The following is a 5,000-nucleotide window of genomic DNA, read 5'->3' as shown; positions in this document are numbered from 1 at the left end:
ACATCAAACCCTTTTTCAGCAGCAGCATCAACAAAAACGCCATCGCGAATTCCCTCGGCATATCCTTGTATGGACATGAGAGGGGTTTTTAGCTCGTGGGAAGCATTCTGTAAAAATTGCCGCTGGATTTCATGAAAACGATCGAGCTCTTGTGCCATGGAGTGGACACTATTCGAGACTTCAGCAATTTCACCGCGAGCAGGAATGAGTTGGACCTCGGAAAAACGCCGTGCTTGAACCTTTTTTATTTCTCTCGTCAATTTATGCAGTGGCTTCACCATACTACGCGTAATAAAAAAGCTGAGCAAAATGGTAGATATGGCTCCAATTAAAACGATGAGTAATATGTTATTCGTCATCTCCATCCGAATGTCTTTTAGTCCACGGACAGGAGAGGCCAGAATAAGTCGTTGCTTTTCGTCGTTTTTAAAAGGTAAGGTAACGACCACGTAATCATCACTACCGACTATCCAAATGTTTCGATTTTGCCTTTTCTCTGCTTTACGCTCAAGGGCATCCATCCACTCATTCAAATTTGAGGAAGGCAGGGACGTATAGAGTACTTTTTTCTTTTTTCCTAAGAGCAAAACTTCTATCTTGCGATTGGAGACGAGAAGTTTTTCGAGTTCTGCGACTCCCTCAGTTTCAATCTTTACATTTGATTCGTTCATTTTTTCAATCCAGAATCGACCTTTTAGGTTTAATTCATTCTTTTGCTGCTCGATTAAATTATCCAGCAAAAATGAATTGATCAGGATAGCTGATACCCCCATGACAAGACAGAGAAGAAGGGCAAACATTAACGTAATGCGAAATTGGATACTCATTCATCCTTCGTTCCTTCCAAAGTTCGCAGGCGATACCCAAAGCCCCAAACCGTTTCAAGAGGAATCTTGCCCAGCTTTTTTCGAATACGACGAATGAGATCATCAACCACCCGATCACTTCCAAAATAATCATATCCCCATATAAGAGAGAGCAGCTCATCACGGGAAAAAGCCCGATTCGGATGCCCTGATAAAAGGCTGAGTACCTGAAACTCTTTCGAGGTCACCTCTACTTCCTCCCCAAAAGAATACACGAGACGTTTGTGCTTATCTAACACAAGAGCACTGTTTGCGGTCTCGTCCGCATGGGATTTCATCTGTTTCCAACGTTGGAGTGCTCGATTCACGCGTGCCACTAATTCACGAGGACTAAAAGGTTTGGTGAGATAATCGTCGCTTCCTAGCTCTAGTCCAAGAATCTTGTCTACTTCTTCGTCGCGAGCAGAGACCATGATGATAGGCGTTTCTGAGTTAGCACGAATACGTCGGCAAAACTCATAACCATTCATGCCTGGCAACATGATGTCCAATACCCATAGATCGGGGGGATTCTCTTGCTCTAAAGCAATAGCCTCTTCGGCTGATTCAACGGCAGTTGTAACATAGCCTTCCTTTTCCAGATAGGCTTCGACGATCTGACGAATATTGATATCATCGTCTACGATAGCAATGTGAAAGGTCTTCATAGGATTCCTCCGCGAACCTTAAGATTCTCACTTTATTGTACAGCTTCAAACGGACTTAAGTAGTTGTTGAAAGCATTTCCCACACTTTTCCCATACTTTCCTACGTTTCTTACAATAGTGTAAGGAAGTTGAAACCCAAATCGATAGGACTACCAGTTCATTCACTGTAAAATTAAAGTACATTCAATAAACGGAGGGATACACCATGGGAAAACTACTACAGATGATCGCGATAACGTTCGGATTGTTAATCGATACGAAGACAATGATTCGCTCCTCTGAATTGGAAATGGTCGTGAAGCTGTAAAGATGATGAAAAATACATGTGAAAAAAGTTGAAATTCTAGGCGCCAGAATGTAGGGGCCTTTTTTGTTTTGTGTGATGACCCAACGTGAAACAAAGCTGGGATATTTAGGGGTGCTACGAATTTCGTGTGTGTACGACCAAAATCGGTGGGAAAATGGAGGAAATGGACTGATTCAACTGGATTTTTTGGACGTGCCCTCTCTCTATATGGTATAATGAAGTATTGTGATAACCAGTTGGAGGTTTACCCTTTATGGCAGAAGAAACTGCTCGGTTTCCAAAAGTCGATATTAGCCACGAAATGAGAGAATCGTTCCTTAGCTATGCGATGAGCGTTATCGTCAGTCGGGCTTTGCCTGACGTTCGCGATGGTTTGAAGCCTGTACACAGGCGTATTTTGTATGCCATGCACGATATGGGTCTTACTCCTGACAAGCCGTTCCGTAAATCGGCAAACGTTGTCGGGGAAGTAATGGCGAACTACCATCCGCATGGTGACTCTTCCATCTATGAAGCGATGGTACGTATGGCCCAAGATTTTAACATGCGCTACATGCTGGTTGAAGGGCAAGGGAACTTCGGTTCTGTAGACGGCGACCCGGCAGCGGCGATGCGTTATACGGAGTCGCGTTTTTCTAAGCTCGCGCTGGAGCTTTTGCGCGATATTGATAAAGAAACGGTCGATTTCACTCCTAACTACGATGGACGCAAAGAAGAGCCGGTTGTATTGCCTTCTCGTTTCCCGAACCTGCTTTTGAATGGGGCATCAGGGATTGCTGTAGGTATGGCTACCAATATTCCGCCGCATAACCTGACAGAAGTTGTTGATGGCGTTATTGCCATGATCGACAACCCTGATATTACGATTCAAGATTTGATGAAGATTATCAAGGGACCTGACTTCCCTACAGCAGGGGAGATTCTCGGTTACAGTGGTATTCGCCGTGCCTATGAAACAGGCCGTGGTTCCATTATTATGCGGGCCAAAACCCAGATTGAAGAGGATGGGAAAGGAAAACCGCGCATCATCGTAACAGAGATTCCTTATCAGGTGAACAAGGCTAGACTCGTGGAAAAAATTGCGGAGCTAGTGCGCGAGAAAAAAATCGAAGGAATTACCGACCTTCGTGATGAGTCTGACCGCAAAGGAATGCGTATCGTCATGGAATTGCGCCGTGACGTCATTCCAAAGGTTGTATTGAATAACCTGTTTAAGCATACCCAAATGCAGTCTACATTTGGTGTGAACATGCTGGCCCTCGTTGACAGTCGTCCGCGTGTATTGAATCTGCGTGACATGCTCTATTACTATTTGGAGCACCAACGCGTCATTATTCGCAGAAGGACCGAATACGATCTCAAGCAAGCAGAAGCCAGGGCGCATATCTTGGAAGGCTTGCGCATTGCATTGGATCATATTGACGAGATTATCAGTTTGATTCGTTCTTCGCAAACCACGGAAGAAGCTCGTACAGGACTCATGGAAAATTACTCCCTGTCTTACGAGCAGGCACAGGCCATTCTTGATATGCGTCTGCAACGCCTGACTGGTTTGGAACGAGAAAAAATCGAGAACGAGTACCAGGAGCTCATGGTAAAAATCGCAGAACTGCGTTCGATTCTTGCGGATGAAGGCAAAATCTATGCGATCATCCGGGAAGAGCTGGGTGAGATCAAAGAGAAGTTCGGAGATGCAAGACGCACGGAAATTACTTTCGATGAGAATCATATCGAAGATGCTGATTTGATCCCAGAGGAAGATGTGGTCATTACCCTGACGCATGACGGTTATATTAAGCGTCTGCCTGTTTCCACCTACCGTTCGCAAAAACGTGGTGGACGTGGCGTGCAGGGGTTGGGAACCAAGGATGACGATTTTGTCGAGCATCTTTACATTACCAACTCGCATGATTACATCATGTTCTTCACGAGCAAAGGGAAGGTTTATCGCCTAAAAGGATTCGAAATTCCTGATCTAAGCCGGACAGCGAAAGGTACCCCAATCATCAATCTCATTCAGATTGAAAAAGGGGAGCGGGTTAGTGCGGTAATCCCTGTGAAGGAGTTTGATCAAGAACATTACCTGTTCTTTGCGACCAAGAAGGGGATTATTAAGAAAACCACGCTGGAGTCCTATGAAAATATTCGCAAAGGCGGACTGATTGCGGTTAACCTGCGCGACGATGATGAGTTGATTGGTGTTCGTCTGACGGATGGCCAACAACAAATTATTATGGGTACTCACAAAGGCATGTCCGTCCGTTTCAATGAGGGAGACGTACGCACGATGGGACGTAACGCCACCGGTGTGAAGGGGATTACCCTTGACGACGATGATGATGTCATCGATATGGACGTTATCAAACCGAATGCAGAAGTGCTCATCGTAACGGCGAATGGTTACGGAAAACGGACTCCTGTCGATGAATACCGCATTCAATCTCGTGGCGGTAAAGGAATTAAGACACACAATGTAACGGATCGAAGCGGTTCAGTCGTTGGTCTGAAAGTTGTTGAGCCTGAAGAAGATCTGATGATTATTACCACTTCAGGTATCATCATTCGTACAGAAATGAAAGGTATTTCTGTGATGGGGCGTTACACGCAAGGTGTAAAACTGATCCGCCTGTCTGAAAATGAGCAAGTGGGATCAGTCGCCAAGTGTCCTCCAACTGAGGAAGAGGACATGTCAGATGAAGATGCGGAAGAGAGAATTGAGGATCTGCAAGACGGAGAGACTGTCGAAGCAACCGAGCCTATCGAACCGACAGAGGAATAAAGAAAATCACGACGAAAGCGTCCCGCATACCGTGGGGCGTTTTTTCGTGTAAGCGCAGAAAGTTTATCCTGCCCAGTTTTTTTCCTGCAAATCGTTTGGTTTTGAAGTAAAATTGGGAAATAGATACCATATCATTAACAAGTTAGATCGGGTGGTGAGTAGGTTGCCCAATGTGGAAGTGAAACAACTGACTCTTGGAGCGAAATTGGCTGAAGACGTATTTACAGCATTGGGAGGCATTCTTTTTGCAAAAGGAACCCCTCTCTATGAAAGAGAAGTGCAATTCTTAGAAGCCTTCATGATCAAGCAGGTACAAGTAGAGGATTCAGGAGGGGCTTGGACTGACCAAAGTGAATTAACTACAACTAAGATAGATGCGCCAGAAGCTTCTGATAAGTTCA

Annotated in this window: 4 protein-coding genes (2 of these 4 only partly in view); 2 read left to right on the top strand and 2 right to left on the bottom strand. The window is 45.0% G+C overall.

Annotated elements, in window-relative coordinates; genetic code table 11:
* Together E8L90_RS23365 and E8L90_RS23360 are read right to left on the bottom strand one after the other, a co-directional pair.
* Window positions 1-827: the 5' portion of a sensor histidine kinase gene (locus tag E8L90_RS23365; protein WP_137031560.1), read on the bottom strand. The gene continues 538 nt to the left of window position 1, outside the view; 827 of the gene's 1,365 nt are visible here — the first part of the coding sequence; it begins with the start codon at window positions 825-827; its stop codon lies off the left edge, out of view.
* Window positions 824-1,513 carry a response regulator transcription factor gene (locus E8L90_RS23360; RefSeq protein WP_137031559.1) on the bottom strand — a complete coding sequence of 230 codons (690 nt, stop codon included), beginning with the start codon at window positions 1,511-1,513 and terminating at the stop codon, window positions 824-826. The genes E8L90_RS23365 and E8L90_RS23360 overlap by 4 nt, the downstream gene beginning before the upstream one ends.
* A 560-nt stretch (window positions 1,514-2,073) precedes the next feature.
* Between E8L90_RS23360 and gyrA the strand changes: the two genes are divergently transcribed.
* The gene (gene gyrA, locus E8L90_RS23355; protein ID WP_137031558.1) at window positions 2,074-4,599 is read left to right on the top strand and encodes a DNA gyrase subunit A; all 2,526 of its coding nucleotides are present in this window, start codon (window positions 2,074-2,076) and stop codon (window positions 4,597-4,599) included.
* Between the two features lie 163 nt (window positions 4,600-4,762).
* Window positions 4,763-5,000, top strand: the beginning of a protein-coding gene (locus E8L90_RS23350) for an HD-GYP domain-containing protein (RefSeq protein ID WP_208759442.1). Its footprint extends 854 nt past the window's final position; the window shows 238 of its 1,092 coding nt (coding positions 1-238); it begins with the start codon at window positions 4,763-4,765; the stop codon falls past the right edge of the window.

This window comes from Brevibacillus antibioticus, assembly GCF_005217615.1.
GTDB lineage: Bacteria > Bacillota > Bacilli > Brevibacillales > Brevibacillaceae > Brevibacillus > Brevibacillus antibioticus.
This window is presented reverse-complemented; position numbering and strand designations above follow the sequence as displayed.